Source organism: Dyadobacter jiangsuensis (genome assembly GCF_003014695.1).
Lineage (GTDB): Bacteria > Bacteroidota > Bacteroidia > Cytophagales > Spirosomataceae > Dyadobacter > Dyadobacter jiangsuensis.
The window spans coordinates 57,285-74,564 of sequence record NZ_PYAS01000003.1 but is presented as its reverse complement, the minus strand read 5'-3'; the positions used below and the strand labels follow the sequence as shown (position 1 = coordinate 74,564).

Annotated in this window: 11 protein-coding genes; 5 read left to right on the top strand and 6 right to left on the bottom strand. The window is 51.3% G+C overall.

Annotated features, from left to right (window positions below):
• The first annotated feature begins 47 nt into the window (after positions 1-47).
• The gene (locus CLV60_RS06420; protein WP_106594562.1) at positions 48-2,333 is read left to right on the top strand and encodes a multicopper oxidase domain-containing protein; all 2,286 of its coding nucleotides are present in this window, start codon (positions 48-50) and stop codon (positions 2,331-2,333) included.
• 81 nt (positions 2,334-2,414) lie between these two features.
• Here the strand turns inward: CLV60_RS06420 and CLV60_RS06415 are convergent, their stop codons facing one another.
• A complete protein-coding gene (locus CLV60_RS06415; RefSeq protein WP_106594561.1) occupies positions 2,415-2,807 on the bottom strand; it encodes a T9SS type A sorting domain-containing protein in 393 nt (130 codons plus the stop codon).
• Between the two features lie 420 nt (positions 2,808-3,227).
• Here CLV60_RS06415 and CLV60_RS06410 point away from each other — a divergent pair, with 420 nt between their 5' ends.
• Positions 3,228-3,692: a hypothetical protein gene (locus CLV60_RS06410; RefSeq protein ID WP_106594560.1), complete on the top strand. Its 465-nt coding sequence runs from the start codon at positions 3,228-3,230 to the stop codon at positions 3,690-3,692.
• Between the two features lie 77 nt (positions 3,693-3,769).
• A complete protein-coding gene (locus tag CLV60_RS06405) occupies positions 3,770-5,869 on the top strand; it encodes an HRDC domain-containing protein (RefSeq protein WP_106594559.1) in 2,100 nt (699 codons plus the stop codon).
• A gap of 8 nt (positions 5,870-5,877) precedes the next feature.
• Here CLV60_RS06405 and CLV60_RS06400 read toward each other — a convergent pair whose 3' ends face one another.
• Positions 5,878-6,645, bottom strand: a complete 768-nt coding sequence (locus CLV60_RS06400) for an SDR family NAD(P)-dependent oxidoreductase (RefSeq protein ID WP_211302203.1) — start codon at positions 6,643-6,645, stop codon at positions 5,878-5,880.
• Between the two features lie 201 nt (positions 6,646-6,846).
• On the opposite strand from CLV60_RS06400, the gene CLV60_RS06395 reads away from it, so the two are divergent.
• Positions 6,847-7,338 (top strand): CinA family protein, encoded by a 492-nt coding sequence (locus CLV60_RS06395; RefSeq protein ID WP_106594557.1) that lies wholly within the window; start codon positions 6,847-6,849, stop codon positions 7,336-7,338.
• A 9-nt stretch (positions 7,339-7,347) separates the two neighbouring features.
• On the opposite strand, the gene CLV60_RS06390 is transcribed toward CLV60_RS06395, so the two are convergent.
• On the bottom strand, positions 7,348-8,040 hold the full coding sequence (locus CLV60_RS06390) for an NUDIX hydrolase (protein ID WP_106594556.1): 693 nt from the start codon (positions 8,038-8,040) through the stop codon (positions 7,348-7,350).
• A 77-nt stretch (positions 8,041-8,117) separates the two neighbouring features.
• Here CLV60_RS06390 and CLV60_RS06385 point away from each other — a divergent pair, with 77 nt between their 5' ends.
• A complete protein-coding gene (locus CLV60_RS06385) occupies positions 8,118-9,740 on the top strand; it encodes a carboxylesterase/lipase family protein (RefSeq protein WP_106594936.1) in 1,623 nt (540 codons plus the stop codon).
• Between the two features lie 54 nt (positions 9,741-9,794).
• Here CLV60_RS06385 and CLV60_RS06380 read toward each other — a convergent pair whose 3' ends face one another.
• The 3 genes from CLV60_RS06380 to CLV60_RS06370 form a co-directional block, all read right to left on the bottom strand.
• Positions 9,795-11,924: an alpha-N-acetylglucosaminidase gene (locus tag CLV60_RS06380; RefSeq protein ID WP_229210839.1), complete on the bottom strand. Its 2,130-nt coding sequence runs from the start codon at positions 11,922-11,924 to the stop codon at positions 9,795-9,797.
• A gap of 240 nt (positions 11,925-12,164) precedes the next feature.
• Positions 12,165-13,781 carry a RagB/SusD family nutrient uptake outer membrane protein gene (locus CLV60_RS06375; RefSeq protein ID WP_106594554.1) on the bottom strand — a complete coding sequence of 539 codons (1,617 nt, stop codon included), beginning with the start codon at positions 13,779-13,781 and terminating at the stop codon, positions 12,165-12,167.
• A 15-nt stretch (positions 13,782-13,796) separates the two neighbouring features.
• Positions 13,797-17,060, bottom strand: coding sequence for a TonB-dependent receptor (locus CLV60_RS06370; protein WP_106594935.1), 3,264 nt, complete (start codon positions 17,058-17,060; stop codon positions 13,797-13,799).
• Positions 17,061-17,280: the final 220 nt, after the last annotated feature.

Genomic DNA, 17,280 nt, shown 5'->3' with positions numbered 1-17,280 from the left:
CGACGCTTCCGGGACGGCTTTCTCTTCTTTAATCAACGCACCTGTTTATGAAGGATTTTCAAAAAATCCCGCGGATAGCGCCTGTATTGCTGTGGGCGGTTTTGCTGTCTGCTTTTTCCCACGCCTTGTTTGCCCAGAAAGTGGTACGATACGATTTATACGTAAAAGACACCACGGTCAACTTTACGGGCACGCCCAAACGCGCAATCGCGGTGAATGGCCAGATACCCATGCCTACGCTGACGTTTACGGAAGGCGATACCGCAGAAATTTACGTACACAACGAGCTCGACGAGGAAACCTCGCTGCATTGGCACGGATTGTTCCTGCCCAACAAATACGACGGCGTACCCAACCTCACGCAAATGCCCATCAAGCCGCACACGACGCATCTGTACCGCTTCGCCATTATCCAGAACGGAACGCACTGGTACCACAGCCACACCGAATTGCAGGAGCAGATCGGCATGTACGGTTCCATGATCCTGAACAAGAAGAAAGAACCCGACATACCGACCGTGCCCATTATCCTCAGCGAATGGACCGATATGAACCCGAACAACGTGCACCGGATGCTGCACAATGCCAGCGACTGGTTCGCTATTAAAAAGGGCGCAACGCAAAGCTATTCGGAAGCCATCGCACAGGGTTATTTCAAAACCAAAATAGGGAACGAGTGGAAGCGGATGACGGCAATGGACGTGAGCGATGTGTATTACGACCGCTTTCTGATCAACGGGAAGAACGAAAGCCAGCTTTCCCAGTTCAAACCGGGGGATAAGGTGCGGCTGAGGATTTCCAACGGTGGGGCCTCCACTTATTTCTGGCTGACTTACGCCGGCGGCAAGATAACCGTGGTCGCCAATGACGGCAACGACGTCGAACCGGTGGAAGTGGACAGGCTGATTATCGCCGTTTCGGAAACCTACGACGTAATAGTCACCATTCCGGATGTGAAACCCGGTGCTGCGCCAGTCGCGTACGAATTTCTGGCTACGTCGGAAGACCGCACGAAATCGGCCTCGCTTTTTCTGGGAGAAGGAGTAAAACAACTCGCGTCGCCGCTGCCCCGGCTCAAATATTTCGAAGGGATGAAAATGATGAACGGGATGATGAAAATGGACGGCAACCTGGACGATATGGGCATGAAAATGAGCCTGAACCAGATGGATATGAATGTGGTAATGTACCCGGAAATCACAGGCCCTCAGAAAAGCCGGAAAAAGGACGCCGAAATGGACCAAATGCAAATGGACAAGCCGGAAACGAACGGCGGCCACGACCATGCCAACATGTACAACAGCAATGCATTGTCGTCGATCACCACACTGAACTACGCCATGCTCAAATCACCGGAAAACACCTCGATCCCGAAAGACGCACCCGTGAAAGAGCTGCGCTTTACGCTCACGGGGAACATGAACCGCTACGTGTGGAGCATGGATAACAAGGTAGTTTCGGAACGGGATAAGATCCTGATCAAAAAAGGTGAGAACGTACGGATGATCATCTACAACAATTCGATGATGCGGCACCCTATGCACCTTCACGGGCACGATTTCAGGGTGCTCAACGGCCAGGGAGCCCATGCGCCGTTGAAAAATGTGATCGACATTATGCCTATGGAAACCGACACCCTGGAATTTGCGGCTACGGAAAGCGGAGACTGGTTTTTTCATTGTCATATTCTGTACCACATGATGAGCGGAATGGGCGGAATATTTTCCTACGAAAATTCACCTGCCAACCCCGAAATACCGAACCCTAAGCTCGCGCAACGCAAACTGTTCGCCGACGACCGGATGTTTCACTTCATGGCCGAAAACGACATCGCTACCAACGGGAATGACGGCCAGGCAATGGTGCAAAATACCCGGTGGAGCATCGGCTCCGAATGGCGACTGGGTTATAACGATCACCACGGTTACGAGGTGGAAACCCACCTGGGCAGGTACATCGGCAGAATGCAGTGGCTGATGCCCTTCATAGGCTTCGACTGGCGGTACCGGAAAATGGGGATGGATGAAGTGGAGAGCAACCTTTTCGGCCAGCGAAATACCAAAGACCGCAGAGCGCTGTTCAGCGCCGGTGTCAATTACGTGCTACCCATGCTGGTGACGGCCCAGGCAGAGATATTCACCGATGGCAATGTCCGTTTTCAGCTTGAAAGAATGGACATCCCCGTATCGCGGCGCCTGCGGATGAACCTGATGGTCAATACCGATAAGGAATACATGGCAGCGCTTCGGTATATTTTCACCCGGAACATCGGCGCCACGGCGCATTATGACAGCGACATGGGATTCGGCCTCGGGCTTACTTTGAACTATTAATATCCCGGTTCCGCAAAAAGCGCCGCGCCCTGCTCTCCGGTAACATCCGGAAAGCAGGGCGCGGCGCTTTTACTTTCCATGTTATCCCACAGATACGACACGCTGGGCTTCCACCGAACGGGTATTCAATTCGATGTTTTTCACCTCTTTGTGCTTTCCGTCAATCAGGACCACTTTATAGGAGCCGTCGGGTAATTGGCTCAGGTCAAATTTTGTACGGGTAGCCGCGTCTTCTTTGTCGATGACCTTGGATGCCAAGGTATGTCCGAATTGATCCAGGACATTTACGGAAACTTCTTTTTCAGCCTTGATGACATTGACCTCGATTTTACCATTGGCTGTGATTACGACCCAAAACCGGGTTTCAACCCCTTCTGCGGTGAGGTTGGAAGCCGCTGTCCCGGACTGCGCAAATCCTGTTGAAGAAAAGGCCAGAGAGGCGGTCAAAAATAGCGAGGCGATGAACGTTTTCATGGTTGCTTATATTTAAATGTGATTGTTTAACAGTGTCAGGGGCAACGCCGCTCCCGACTTCCGATACAATGTTAAGCACCCTGTTTTCCCCTCCAAAACGGATTCGACAGATAGACACAGAACAACGACAAACCAGCCTTATATGGCTTTAAATGACAGAAAATAAGACACTTAACGACAAAAATCCCAATTCATAGAGCAAAACAGGGAGTTTGTAGAGCAGCAGCGGGAGTTCATTGAGTGAGATGGATTTTGGTTACATAACGAAGCAAGAAAATAATTCTAACAATGGCATAATTATTAGGTATTGTATGTTGGAATCACGGCAGATTGTAGATACATTCAATTAACCATTACTATTCCGCCTCCTCAGTGGTGAGTCAGACAGATATTACTCATTCATGTAAACATCAACTGATCATGGAAAACGTGAAAGCGATTGTGAAACAGGTTGTAAAGATCTGGCGTCTTTATAAAACCCAGCAACTGGTACTGACAGCTGCGATGCGCGAGGAAATTCCTTTCCAACTAAGAACATTGCTGAGTCGGGATTATATGATCTGCTCACTGCTGAAAAAGGAGATGGCCAATTTTTATGATGGCCTGCGATGTTGCATGGGCGATATGTTCCGTCCCGACAGCGCCGGAAGCATTACGACGGCCAGGGAACGGGACATTCACGCGACCCTCGAAAGCATTGCTACTGCTCACCGGCAAATTATCGCCGAATACGATGTACTGCTCGATCTGGTCGAAGACTCGAATATCAACACTCAAATCATACACCAACATCGTAAACAAATAAGCAAAATGACCGATGAACTCCTGATGCATTTGGAAAAAATGCAGCCGGAAGTGAAGGAGCATGGCTATGTTTCTTTTTAAGCAACGGGCGCTAATAAAAATCGGGTGCGGATTCAAATGCATTTTGGTTTCCGGTTAATTTGCGGTAAAAAACCAGCATGCATCTCGATCTTCATCATCAAACTATCCTGAATTACCTGACGCAAACCGACAAGCCGATTTTCCTCACCGGAAGGGCGGGCACAGGTAAAACCACTTTTCTGCAACATATCCGCCAGCACCTGCCCAAAGAAATGGTCGTCGTCGCCCCGACGGCCGTAGCGGCCATTAATGCAGGCGGGGTTACGATTCACTCATTTTTCCAGGTTCCGTTGGGCCCTTTAATGCCCGGCATCCGTGGAAAGTTCCGGCCCCAGCCGGCAATCCGCTCTGTGAGCCCTGAGAAAGAAAAAATGCTGCGGCGCATGCAGCTGCTCATTATCGATGAAATCAGCATGGTGCGCGCAGACACGCTCGATTACCTCGACGCGCTGCTCCGGCTTGTGCGGGCATCTGCAAGGCCCTTCGGTGGGGTTCAGCTGCTGATGATCGGCGACCCTTACCAGTTGCCGCCCGTCACCAACAACGACTGGGACATATTAAGCTCTTTTTATAAAAGTCCCTATTTCTTCGACGCCCTGATTTGGGGCTATTCGGGTTTTCTCACCTTCGAACTGGCGCATGTTTACCGTCAGAGCGACCCGGTTTTCATTGATATTCTCAATAGCGTCAGGGATGGCAGGGTTACGGAAAATACGCTGTCTGCCCTGAACAAGCGGTATATTACGCAGCCGGATTTCGACCTGTCCGACTACGTCACCCTTTCTACCCACAACAACAAGGTTAAAGAGATCAACCAGCAGCGCCTCAATGACCTGCCAACGCCCGAGTACGTTTTCAGCGCATCGATTTCCGTGGATTTCCCTTCGGAGGCCTATCCCGCCGAACGGGAACTGGTCCTCAAAGAGGGGGCCTATGTGATGTTTATCAAAAATGACAGCTCCGGAAAAAAACAATATTACAACGGGCGTGCCGCGCGGGTCGCGAGTATCGAGAGCGGGCGTGTACACGTCAGATTTTTGGATGATGGGTCAGATTTTATTGTAAGCCCTGAAATCTGGCAAAATGTAAAATACGCTTTGTCTGAAACCGAAGGTAAAATCAGTGAATCGACTGCGGGAACCTTTACCCAGTTGCCTTTGCGGCTGTCGTGGGCCGTTACCATTCATAAAAGCCAGGGCCTGACCTTCGACAAACTCGTAGTTGACGTACGCACTGCGTTTGCACCCGGGCAGGTATACGTGGCCCTGAGTCGTTGCCGCTCGCTGGAAGGCCTGGTACTTCTTCAACCTGTGAATGCAGCCAATGTGATGGTAGCATCCGCTGTGAAAGCATTTATGCAAAACGCCTCGATAAATGCCTGCGACGATGCGGGCCTGGATGCCTTGCGGCACGATAGCGTGCGGGAAGCGGTTCTGGACCTGTTTGATTTTACTATTCTGGCAGAATGCTGGGAGCATGTGTTAGGATTTATCAGCCAACACGATCCGCTCAATGGCTCTCTGGGACAGGGTGCCGGTGCCATATCCAGGCTGATTCATACCGATCTGGTCAAGGTGGCGGTCAACTTTCGCAGGCAAGAACTATTGACGCTCCTCGATTCACCGGCAGAGCGGAGATCCGAAGACCTGCCTGAAAGATTAACCAAAGCTATTTCCTATTTCTTTTCCAAACTCAATGAAGCTGTGCGCGAGGCCGGCAATCTGCTTTCCCAATGGGATCAGCGCGCTCCGGATCCCGACTTTCATTTGCCGGCGGCTCGGCTAAGGTATTGTCTCGCGTTGAAAGCGGGCATCTTTTTAAAACTGTCGGAGGCCAAAAGCCTGGCCGAACTTGCTCCCGCGGCCGGAAGGGCGCTCAGTCAGCATCAAACAGACAAAGGAGAATCGAAATCAGACACGGGCCGCAAGAAGCAGCCGGTCAATGCGGCACTCTTCGACAAGCTTATCGAATGGCGGGCTAACATCGCCGAGCAGCGAAACACGCAGCCGTACACGATCGTGTCGGATAACGTGCTGACCCAGGTGGCCGTGAAAATGCCTCACACCTTAACCCAGTTGTCCCAAATCAAAAATTTCGGACAAGCCAGGGCTTCCGATTTCGGCCGGGACATTATCGGTATTATTCTGGCTAACAGCGGGGCTACCCAGCTTTTCTAGGAGTTGGTTCACAAGCTCATTCCGCCATCAACGAAGATATTCTGGCCGGTAATAAACTTTCCTGCCTCCGAAGCTAAAAGGAGGGCCATTGCGGCGCAGTCCAGTGGCTCTCCTACTTTTCCCAATGGCGTTTCCTGCCTTTTTATGATACGGTCTTCCACCTCCGGCACCGGCTCCTGGATCCGGGGCGTGTCGATCACGCCCGGCGCGAGGTTGTTCACGGTCACCCCCTTGTCGGCCAGTTGCATAGCCAGATTCTGGACCATATTGAGCACAGCGGCTTTGCTGGCCGCATACACCAGCATAGCGGGATGGGGCTTTACCTGTTGCACGCTCCCGATCGTGACGATCCGACCCCAGCCCTTTTCGACCATCGAAGGTGAAAAACGCTGTATCAGCAGCATCGTCGATTTCACATTTACATTCATCTGGATATCAAAGTCGCGCTGTGTAATTCGCTCCCAGGGTTTTGCAATCTGCAACGATGCGTTGATGACCAGGATATCGGGCCTTACTTTGCCCAGCTGCTTTTCGACGGATGCTACGCTGCCGGTTTTGGAAAAATCAGCGCGGATCACCGAGCTTTTCACGCCAAACTGCCTGATCTCGGCCAGCACGTCTTCCACCTGGTCCCGGTCCTCGCGGTAATGCAGGATTACATCAGCGCCATATTCAGCGAAAGCAAGCGCTATCCCCTCGCCTATCCCCTGGCTGGATCCGGTAATGAGGGCCGTCTTTCCTTTTAAACTGAGGTTTTCAGCAAGTTTCTTACTCATATTCATTGCCTGGTTTAAAGTCTTTCAGATCAAAAACGACAGAGTTCCTGAAATTGCAAACACATCGATTGACGAAGGAGCAATCTGTGACACGCTATTATTTATGGAGGATGATGGCACATTTTTTATGGTTTGACAACTCTCGCGCTGCCTGCACTAAAACCACGCCAGGCATTTGAGCTAACCTAAACATGCCCGACTATGCCCTCAAAGCTGATACACGATTGCGGTAGAATCTTAAAAGACCATGGGCTGACCATCGCGTTCGCCGAAAGCGCCACTGCCGGACGTCTTGCATCTGAATTTTCATTGTGTGCGGACTCGGGCGGGGTCCTGAAAGGCGGGCTGGTGTGCTATGATGCACAGGTAAAAGAAAATGTGTTAGGAATAGATCCGGACCTGATTCAGCAATTTACACCTGAATCCGAAGAGGTGACGAGGGAGCTGGCCTTCCGCCTGCGCAGCCTGATCACCTCGGATGTCCAGGTTGCCGTCACGGGCCTTACCACACCGGGGGGAAGTGAAACACCCCAAAAGCCCGTCGGGACCATCTTCATTCATATTCTCATCAAAGAGCGATCGATTGCCGTCCGAAACGTATTCTACGGAACTCCCGAACAGATCGTCTTGCTGGCCGCGGATTTAGCTGCGAAGACGATCATCAATGAGTTGGAATCCTCTGAAAGCGAGTGAAGCCATGTACTACTTAAAGCTGTACAAGTAAGGAGCCATATGCGCCTTTCCGGAGAAATGCTTCTCATGGCGGGTTAGTACCTCCGCCGCAAGCATCTTTCGCTGGAAGGTTGTCCTTCTAAGTTTGGTACCTAATATGGCTTCATATACATTTTGAAGCTCATTCATGGTGAACTTTTTGGGAAGCAAGTTCCCTCCCACCAATTTTCTGTCCAGATTATCCCGTAAAGTCTGAATAGCTCTCTCAACAATCTGCCTGTGATCCAGGATAAGCTCAGGCAGTTCGTTAACCGGGTACCATTCACAGGAATCCGAAAGCGCGTCGGGCCTTGGTGTCACATCTTCGTAGTTGATCAGCGCGTAATAAGCCACCGAAATAAACCGGTCCAGCATCCATTGGTACCCGTCATCGGGCCGGATACCGTTGGCTTCCAGCAAGGTGCGCATGACTTCCGGGTCAAAACGGCTGAAATCACCAAACGTATAGAACTGTTCGAGATAGATGTCCGTCAGGCCTGTCCGTTCATTCAAACCGCGAAGCACCGCGTCGTTCAGATTTTCCTGCAACTGCACAAACCCGCCCGGTAGTGCAAACAGACCGGTGTTGTGATACTCCATAATCAGGATTTTCAAGTCACCTTCTGAAAATCCAAAGATCACGGAATCGTAAGCAATATGAGGTAAATAGGCCGTTTGGGGCATTTCAAAAATTTTCCTCAAAAATAGTTAGCACTTCTGATAATTACCAATTACTATTGTCACAAACTGAGACAATGATGATGAAAACTTTCCTCTTCCTGGCGGCCCTGCTGTCGTGCATCATGAATAACACCAGCGTGTTCGCGCAGGGCAACAATGGATTTGCCGTACAAGCAAAAGTTGAAAACGGCACTATCGAGGGTCTGTATGACACCAAAACCGGCCTTCAATACTACCTGGGCGTTCCTTTCGCCAAACCGCCGGTTGGAGACCTGCGCTGGAAAGCGCCGCAAGCGCTCGGCAACTGGACGGGCGTAAAACAGACGAAGGCGTTCGGCCCGCGTGCCATACAAGCCCCCGTATTCGGCGACATGGGCTTCCGTTCAAATGGAATCAGCGAGGATTGCCTGTACCTGAACGTATGGACTCCCGCTAAACGCAACACGACCGGCCTTCCCGTTTTGGTGTATTTCTATGGCGGCGGATTCGTTGCCGGGGATGGCTCCGAACCTCGTTATGACGGTGCGGCGATGGCCAAAAAGGGCATTGTGGTGGTGACGGTTAACTACCGATTGGGCTTGTTCGGCTTCTTTGCCCACCCCGGGTTGAGCAAAGAAGCATCCTACAAAGCGTCGGGCAACTACGGATTGCTCGATCAGGCATTTGCCCTGAAATGGGTAAACAAGAACATTGCGGCATTTGGCGGTGATCCGAAGAAAGTGACCATCGCGGGCGAATCGGCCGGATCGGTTTCCGTGAGTGCGCAAATGGCGTCTCCGTTGTCGAGGAGTCTGATCGCCGGCGCGATTGGCGAAAGCGGCTCGGGAATGGGCGCACTATCGGCCGTGTCGCTGGCAGAAGCTGAAAAAATAGGGGCAGATTTTGCCCAAAAAGCTGGCTACACATCCCTGGCCCAGCTCAGGGCGGCCAGTACCCGCGAGCTGTACGAGGCATACACCGAATCCAAGCGTTTCGGCTTTCCTCCTGTAATTGATGGGTATTTTCTTCCCAAGCCTATGCTGGAAATTTTTAAAGCCAAAGAACAAGCGCAGGTTCCTTTGCTCGTGGGCTGGAATTCGGCTGAAATTCCGGGAACCGCATTTACCCAAGGTCCCATCAATGACGAGAATTTGGTCAAAAAGGTAAAAGAGGCGTATCCGAATGATTGGGAAGAGGTATTGAAAGTGTATCCTCACGGCAATGCTAAAGAAGTTGAATGGGCTGCTACGAACCTGGCCTCTGACCGGTTCATCGTTTACAGCACCTGGAAGTGGTTCGACGCACATCGCAAAAACAGCAGTCAGGCTGTGTACCGTTACCTTTACAGCAAATTACGCCCGCCTTTGGTTGATAAAAACCTGACATCCGGCCTTGCGGGCGGTGTGCAGCAAGGAGGTAATAAAATGCCGGCGCCCATCGGAGCTCCCCACGCTTGCGAAATTGAATATTGCATGGGAAACCTGGATTTGGTGAAAGATTACGCCTGGACCCCGGATGATTACAAGGTATCAGAAACCATGCTGAATTACTTCGCAAACTTCGTTATTAACGGAAATCCCAATGGCGATAAACTTCCCGAATGGCAGGCTGCGCAACCCAACGACGCAATGCCCCCAGTGATGATACTGGACACAGAATCGAAAGCAGTCAAATTCGATGATGCCCGGTATTTGTTTCTGGATCGTAGTAATAGGAGTAACTAGGCTTGTGCCATTTCGATCATGCCGAGCTGTTTCAGTAACAGCTCGGCATGATCGTCAAAAACCAGCAAATCCCATGCGATAAGACTCCCGGATGAGGTGCCCGTATTTCTCATACAATTTCCAGGAAATCTGAATGGTGCTTCCTTTCGGCTCTACCGGAAAATCCTTGTGCGCAGTTACCCATTGCCATTCCCATTGCACGATCGACTTTTCGAACGCCTGCCAGTCGGGCGTGCTGCCGGCTTGCAGGGCGCTTTCGAGCATGAAAAAGAACTTCTCCCAGCGTACCTTGTAAAAATCATTCAACAAACCACTCCACTGGCGATTGGAATACTCATGCAGCGGACTGTCCGCGTCGCCCCAGAGCGTGATCAGGTCGCGGGCGTTTTGTTCATAAAGCGCTTTCTCGGCAGGACTACTCCCCCATTTGCGCGCGGAGGCGATCCACGGGCCCAGCAAAAAGTCCTTTCGGGTTGCCAGCAGCATGTCCATATCGGAGATCAGTTCCAGAAATTCACGGCTGCGCTTTTGGAATGCGACCCGGTCGCCATTGCGAAATGCCTGCACCCATTGCTTCTGAACTACCAATGCATAATTGGCCAGTACTTGCCGGGAAATGTCTGTCAAGTCGTACAGGAAACCGTCTGTATGCGGCCCCTTCGACGCCGACAGCATAAAGAGATCCCAAGCGGGCATTAAGTCTGCGGGCGGATAGTTCAGTTTTGTCCGGGTCCACACGGTAGTCGAATCGAGCGTAGGCCGTCCCGTAATAATAGACTCGGCGCCGTCGCGAATCTCTTTGCCGTTGTAAACCGTCCTCCGCAGGATTTGCCATGCTTTAACCAATTGCAAATCATCCTTCCCGTAACGGTTCCTTGCGTATTTCGGCAGCCAGTCATCGAGGTCAATGGGCGTTGTGCGCCAGGTATGGTCCATCATTAATTCATAAATCACCGGGTTCTGCTCAATGGCCTCCATCGTTAGGCCAATGCCCTCCATCCGTTTTTTCGCGGGGTCGTTCCACGCAGCTGCCGGCCCCTGGGCCACGCCATCCATCCTGCCGAACAAGTTTACATTACCACCGAAGTTGTTGAGCATATTCCATATCCAGGGCTTTCCGTAAAATGCGCGGGTTCGCTTCCAGACAGGTTCGATTTCCGCAGCCAGGTCAAGCAAAATCATTTTATCATCGGGTACCGCTTTGAGCAATGCTTCGATCTGCGGCGCTTTCCAGAACTTCCGGTCACTGTAAAAAAGCCAGCCTTGCATTACCCAAACGGCGTCAGGATCAGCCTGGTGCATGCCTTCGTAAATGCGTTCGCTGAGTTTGGAAAGATAGGCCGGATCATCTGTCGGTGGCTCGTTTTCATTGAATGTGTCGGCGGAGTAGAGATGGTCGGTGCCATAGAGTTCCTTCTGTTTGTCCAAAAAACGCCTTCCGATGTCTGCAAACAGCGGGTCTTGCGAATCCAGGATGTAAGTATCACCGAAGCCATTAGTCCAGTTGGTCGCTTTCAGCTGCGCATTCGGGTATTTTTTACGGAATGCCGCCGGCACGTGACCGGTGAATGCGGGCAGCACCGGTTTCATGCCCAGCTCCCGCTGGCGGCGCAGGATCTGTTGCTGCAATGTTTTATGGCTCTCCATCCAGCTCAGCGGCAGCGGCCCGCCCCAGCCGTCGAGGTTACCCATCCAGAACCAGCCGAAATAGGCCGGACCGCTGAAAAAATCTTTGAGATCGTCTGCCGAGAAACCCATGTCCTGATAAACTTGCAGCCAGACATATTCCTCGCCGGTGATCGCCAGCGGCATGTTGATGCCGTGCAGAGCCATCCAGTCGATCTCCTTCTGCCAACGGTCCCAATCCCACCAGCTCATACTGTAATTGAATGTGCAATAGTTGAGGTTATAACGGTACGGATATACGGTCTGCCTCTGCACTTTGGCCGGAACAACGGGCAGTTTCGCGGGTAGCATCAGGTTCGTGCCGTTCCAGGTAATCTGGCAATGCGCATACTCGGTAAGGTAATGGTACAAGGCGGAAGCCACCGCCACGCCGCTCGTTCCGCGGAGGATGATTTTACCCGCTTTGCTTTCGATTTCAAATTCATCTTTGCCCGACTTCGAATGCAGCTCTTCTACCTGAAAATGAGAAGCGTGCGTTGGGATTACTCTCTTTATCAAGGAGTTTGATGAGCTAACAACTGTCTGCGCGACAGAAATCTTCGCGAGGACACTCATCAAAAAAATAAGACAAAACCGGTTGACTCTTCTCAGCCATCGGGGAGAAGAACCACCATTGTGGAAATGATTCATTTTAAAATACGGAATGATTGGCCTGTCACCAGCTGAATGCTGTGACCGGAACGATGTGAATAAAGACATTCTCCGCAGCCGAAATGCGGATACGGAGAATGTTATAAATCAATAGCCCGGATTCTGGACCAGAGCAGGATTGAGTTGCAGCGCCACCCTTGGTATCGGGAAGATGCGGCGAGTGATATCCGAATTGGTTTTGTAGCCCCATTTGCCCTCAAACTTCCCAAAACGGATCATGTCATTCCGGTGCCAGCCCTCCGAGGCAAACTCACGCGCTCTTTCCGCGTAGATAAATTCAAGATTAACACTCGTCAAAGCCGGCGACGTGGTCCGCTGCGCCCGCAACTCATTCACCAGCGAAAGTGCCGTATGGCCGAGCGTCGGACTTCCGCCGCGCAGTATCGCCTCGGCCTTCATCAGAACAATATCCGAATATCTGAACACGGGGATATCATTGTTTTGGTTCCGGTTGAGCGAACTTGCATCGGGGTAAAACTTCATGTTGCGGTATCCCATGTGCCAGGCAATTTCGTCGTTACCCGCGTCAAAAGATCCCACATCCTGGCGAAGTACCACCTCGGGCGTCAGTTTCACCTGGTAAGTGTACGGGCCCGACGGATTGTCCCCTTTGTAAAACTGGTCGTACCCGATGTTCGTAGTGGTAACGGTGAGCGGCGTGACGCCGTCGTTCATATACTGCAATCCGGTCAGCCATTGTTTGTTTCTGATATCCCCCTCATCATTGAAATTGGCATAAAACTCCGGCAATGTACTAGCACTTCCGGCAGGCGTGTAAGGCAGACTGAACTTCTTGACCATGCTTCTCGGAATGTCGTACCGCGCGCGAATGTTTACGCTTCTGAATGGGAAGGTATTGGTTTGCGCCGGATCGTAGGGAATCGCGAAAATAAACTCCTTCATCTGCGGCCCGTTCGTCGGATAAAACATATTCAGATAGCTGCTTCTGGGCTCCAATGCATACAATCCTGAACCGATCACCTTGTCGCAGGCGGCGATGCAGTCGTTATACCGGTTTGTACCGGTGTAATACTCGGCGTTCAGGTACATTTTCGCCAGCAAGGCATAGGCAGTCCATTTGTTGGGCCTTCCGTAGGTAGTCATGCCCGATACTTCGCTCAGATTCGGGATTGCTTCGAGGATTTCCTTTTCAATAAAACTGAAAACTTCTGCCCTCGGCGAGTTGGTTTTGGGTGCGAAATCACCGTAAGTCGTATAGATTGGCACATTTCCAAAACTATCCATCATCATGAAATAGGCCAATGCACGTACCATCTTAATCTCCGCAAGGCTCGTTTGCTTCGCTGCGCCGTCCGGCATTTTCTGTTCCAGAATGGAGAGCGTCTGGTTGGCGACGCCGATAATGGTCGATAACCACGTCCAGTGGCCGTTTACATAACCATTGTCCACCGTCCAGGTGTGCAGGTGCAGTGTCTGGTTTTGACCGCCGTCGTACCAGTTACCTCCCCGGGCAGGCATAATGCCCTCATCCGTGCTATATGCCGCGATCTGATAGGCTTCCGCTCCGAAATTGCCTCTCAATGCCACATAAACAGGCCCGGCTGCGGAAATGAATTGTTCATCCGTACTCGGGAATACGTCGGTCGTCAGTGCGGTCGTGACCGGCACGTCCAAGTCGTGGCAGGCAAACAGCGCGGTTGCCGCCAGCGTTGAGAAAAATAGTTTTATATATGAATTCTTCATGATTCTCCTTCGATGTTAGATGGATATGTTCAGACCGAATAGAAACGTACGGGTCTTCGGATAGAAGTTGTTGTAGTCAACACCCGGCGCAATCCCGCCCTGGTTCACCTCCGGATCAACACCCGTGTATTTGGTGATGACAAACAAATTGTTGACCGAAGTATAAACCCTCAGATTTTTGACAAATGGCCCCAGCTTCTTGAAGTTGTAGCCCAGCGTAGCATTGTCGAGCCTCACAAAACTTCCGCTTTCCATGAAACGCGACGAGTAAACGTAGGCATTGAAATCACTCACCGGTTCGTTGGCCACTTCCGCAAGAATATTGGCATACTGCGCAGTACTTGGCCTGAACAGGTCGGCGCGGGTCGCATTGAAGATTTTGTTTCCGAAGACACCTCTTACGAACACGTTCAGATCAAAGTTTTTATACCTCACGCTGTTCGTCCAGCCCATCATCAGCTTGGGTTGTGAGCTGCCCAGGTAGTGATAGTCTTTTCCAACCACCGGCGTGGTCGTCAGGCTGCCGTCCGCTGCCACGAATTGCGAAACCCCCGCTTCATTTTTTCCGGCATACTGGAAGGAAAAGAATTGTCCCAATGGGCGGCCCGCTTTCAGGATCTGGAGTGATCTTCCCGACTGACCGCCGCCCTCAGGACGCGACAACAATACGGAGTCGCCGCCCGCAAACAGAGGATTGGTAAGGCTGGTGATGACGTTTTTGTTGTGCGCAAGATTGATTCCGCTCGTCCAGCTGAAATTGGCCCGATCCACCACTTTTGCACTAAGGTTAAACTCAACGCCCTTATTGTTCACGCTTCCGCCATTCGCTACAATACTTCCGGATGGCACCAGGATCGGGTCCACCGTGTAGGAATAGATCATGCCCGTGGTATTCTTCTCATATACTTCCAGCGAGCCGTTCACACGGTTTCCCAGCACAGCAAAGTCGAGACCGACGTTGGTCGTAGCCGTTTTCTCCCATTTCAGGTCGGCGTTTTCAGATTTCGTAGGGCCATAAGCACCTGTGAGTGAGCCATTGTAATAATAGGTACCCAACGCTCCGGAGATAAATTGTGCCGTGTAGGCATTGAATCCGGTTGCATTACCAGTAACGCCATAGCTGGCCCTCAGTTTCAGGTCGCTGAATACATGCTGGTGCTCCATGAAACTTTCCTGGCTTACTCTCCACGCGGCGCCTACCGATGGGAAGTAGCCCCATTGATTATTGGCACCAAATACCGAGCTGCCGTCTCTTCTGACCGACCCTTGCAGCAGATACTTGCTTTTGTAGTTATAGTTAAATCTCGCGAAATCGGAAATCAGCTGTGTTTCCTGATAAACCCCATCCGGACCAAAGCCGATCTGGTAGCCTGCCGTCCCGTACGGATTGCTCAAAGCGAGGTTATTGTAGGTAATGTTATCGACCGGGAAATTGCTGGTGGTCACCTGAAAGCCTTGCCCTGTCTTGTTATTCTGCCACGAGTAACCCACTACCGCGTTGAGGGAATGATCGCCGAACTCCTTGTTCCAGGTCAGGTAAGTTTCCAGGATTTTACTGGTACTCTGGTACGAACTTCTGTTTGCCTGCCCGTTCTTCCCGAATGATTGAACCGCATGGAAACCCAAGCCCGGATCGGGATTGTCGTACATGTTGTTGTAATTATTCGTAAAATATTTGTTGTAGTACGTGCCCTGCAAAGAATTGGTGTTCAGGTAAGAAATATCCAGGTTATAAGTCAATCCGAAAGGCAGTTCCACCTGCGTTTTAAAACTTCCGATGAGATTGTTCGATTTCGTATTCATCTCACTGTTATTGATCATCGCCACCGGATTGTAGTAGTTGGTATTCTGAAAATTTTCAAAATAGGAACCGTCCTCTTTTCTGATCGGTGAAACAGGCAGGTAAGAAGTCGATTGCAGCAACACGGTGTTCCGGTATGGAATATCGTTGGCATTGCTATGGGAGTTCGTTACCGAGAAGCCGAATTTCAATTTGTCCTTCAAGGCACGCTGCTCAATCGAAAGGCGGCCGATTACGCGGGTCAGATCACTGTTCAACAGGATGCCGTCTTTCTTCACGTAGTTCAAACTTGCGGCGTAAGTTGTGTGCTCGCCGCCGCCATTGAAAGACAGGTTATGATTGGTGGACACCGCCGTCTTTTTCTGGATAGACGACTGCCAGTCTGTATCGGCCCCCTTGTCATCCGCCGGCGTGAAGCCGATGCCGTTTTTTTCCAGAAAAGCTCTCAGCTGGTTCGCGGTCATCATATCCAGCTTGTTCGAAACCTTCTCGATACCCACATAACCGTTGTAGGAAATCTGCATCGTCCCTGCTTTTCCTTTTTTGGTGGTGACCATAATGACACCATTGGCGGCACGGTTCCCGTAAATGGCCGTTGCAGCAGCGTCTTTCAACACATCGATGGAAGCGATATCATCCGGCGCAATAGTGGCGATATCGGCCCCCGGCACACCGTCGATCACGTAAAACGGCCCCTGCGCGCTGTTGATCGTGGACGCACCCCGCATCACCACCGCCGCCGGCTTGTTAGGATCCCCGCTGGCTGTGATGTTCAGTCCAGGCACTTTCCCTTGAAGTAACTGTCCCACATCGGTAATCGCGCCGGTATTGAGCTCCTCTCTTTTGACCGTACTAACCGCACTCGTCAGATTTTTCCGCGACTGCTGGCCGTATCCAACGACTGCCACCTCATTCAATGTCGTGTTACTTTCCGTTAATGAAACCGAAATGTTGGTTTGTTTGCCGACCAGGACCTCTCTTGAGTCAAACCCGATGTAGGAAAAAACAAGTACGTCTGTATCCGTTACATCGATCGAAAAATTCCCGTCGACATCCGTCACGGTCCCGAGCTTGCTGGCCTTCACAACGACGGTCACACCTACGAGCGGCTTTCCGTCCGAGCCCATTACCTGTCCCTTGATCAGCTGCACGGCTTTGGGGGCCGGGGGGGCTATCTTCAACTGCTTTTTGGGCTGCAAAACCACCGTTTTGTCCACGATGGAATATTCCAGCGGCTGGTTCGCCAGGCATTGGGCCAGCACATCTTCGAGCGAACGCTCACGGAGCGACACCGTCACACGGTCGGATTTCCGGATAAGCTCCGTTTTGTACCAGAATGAATAGCCGCTTTGCTTTTCAATTTCCTTTAATACCTTTTCCAGCGGCGCATTCTTCGCCAGGATGGTGATCTTCTGCGAAAAGCTGCTGGCGCTTACCTGCATACAGAATGCGAGCGATATCATAAAGATCAGTTTCATAATCCGGATGGCCCTGATAAAGGGAGAGCAGGGAGGTTCTTCATGGGCATATGAAGGCCCTATCCCCTTTTGGATAAAAGAGTTGTGGTTCATACTTTTGTCTTGAGAGTTGGTACTAAACAGTTGGACAATTGTTTACAAGTGCCGGGCTCTTGCCGGATCGGGAGCGGTTGCAACGTTCCCGTTCTTTTTTACCAGAGGCCGGTGAGAGAGTCGCTAT